Source organism: uncultured Campylobacter sp. (genome assembly GCF_938045225.1).
Taxonomy (GTDB): domain Bacteria; phylum Campylobacterota; class Campylobacteria; order Campylobacterales; family Campylobacteraceae; genus Campylobacter_A.
In genome coordinates, this window is record NZ_CALINL010000320.1 from 1 (window position 1) to 1,406 (window position 1,406).

Genomic DNA, 1,406 nt, shown 5'->3' on the forward strand with positions numbered 1-1,406 from the left:
GGCTGACCGAAGTATATCCCACCCGTTAGCTCGCGAACCACGATAAAATCGACGCCCTGAAGGACTGACGGCTTTAGCGTGCTAGCATCCACCAGCTCGTCAAATATCATCGCCGGGCGCAAATTTGCATACGCGCCAAGCTCTTTTCGCAGCTTCAAAAGCCCGCTTTCAGGGCGCAGATGACGCGGCAAGCCATCCCATTTAGGCCCGCCTATAGCACCAAAAAGCACAGCGTCCGAGTTTAGCGCACCGTTTAGCGTCTCGCTAGGCAAAGGCTCGCCAAACACATCGATCGCAGCGCCGCCCATCAGGTAGTAGTTATAGTTAAGCTCGAAACCAAACTCCGCGCTAGCCGCATCCAGCGCCTTTATCGCCTCGTCCACTATCTCAGGGCCTATGCCGTCGCCCTTTATCACCGCTATGTTATAAATTTTGGCCATTTTATATCCTTGTTTTCGCGTATTCTATGAGGCCGCCGCTTTTTAAAAGCTCTTGCATAAACGGCGGTATCGGGCTAAATTTATACTCTTTGCCGCTCGTTAAATTTACGACCGCGCCGTTATCCACGTCGATTTTTAGCTCGTCGCCTGCATTTATCTCGTCTGTTTCTTTGATTTCTAGTATCAAAAGCCCTGTGTTAAAGCTATTTCTATAAAAAATCCTAGCAAAGCTCTTGGCTATCACCGCGCCGATGCCTGCGGCCTTAAGCGCCAAAGGAGCGTGCTCACGCGAGCTACCGCAGCCAAAATTTTCGCCAGCTACGATGACGTCGCCCGCAGAGATTTTTTTGCTAAACTCGGGATCTGCGTCCTCCATGATATGAGTGGCCAAGATTTTTTCGTCGGATGTGTTGAGATAGCGCGCGGCTATGATGATGTCGGTGTCGATATTGTCGCCGAATTTCCAGACTTTTGCTTGTTTCATGATTTGCCTTAAGATTAAATTTGGGCGATTTTATCCAAAATAAGCTAAATAAACAATCAAACAAAGCGCGACAGGTAGCGGTCGGTGCGGGCAAATTTAAGGTTAAATTTAAACGGTTCGGCTTGCGAGTCAAATTTTAAATTTAGTATAAAAACAGGCGCACCGAGAGGGAAATTTAACAAACCACATAAATTTGAGCAACTAGAAAAACCGAGTTTTTAGAGCGGTGCGGGATCGCGGTTAAATTTGTTTTAGAAGAAGGACGAGATATCGCCTGGATACTCGTCCGTAGATTTTTGTTTTTACGTTTTTTTACCCGTTAAAATAAAACCACCGCTGCGGTTAGACAGCCCCAAAGCACGGCTCCGATAGCCATAGTTACGTGAGTTACTGCAGAATCTTTCATCTTTTTCTCCTTTATTTTTTGGAGAATTATAATGGCCTTTTGTGTCCTCAATGTGTCCTTTGTATGACTTTTTAAA

At 46.3% G+C, this 1,406-nt stretch carries 3 protein-coding genes; all 3 read right to left on the reverse strand.

The genetic code is table 11. The features are described 5' to 3' along the window. Positions 1-440, reverse strand: a 440-nt coding sequence (locus tag Q0200_RS11705) for an isocitrate/isopropylmalate family dehydrogenase (protein WP_297941276.1), incomplete at its 3' end; no start/stop codon positions are given. 1 nt (position 441) lies between these two features. After that, complete coding sequence (locus tag Q0200_RS11710) at positions 442-924, reverse strand: 3-isopropylmalate dehydratase small subunit (protein ID WP_002952075.1); 483 nt, start codon at positions 922-924, stop codon at positions 442-444. Between the two features lie 302 nt (positions 925-1,226). Continuing rightward, a partial coding sequence (locus tag Q0200_RS11715) for a hypothetical protein (protein WP_297941277.1) occupies positions 1,227-1,406 on the reverse strand: 180 nt, incomplete at its 5' end.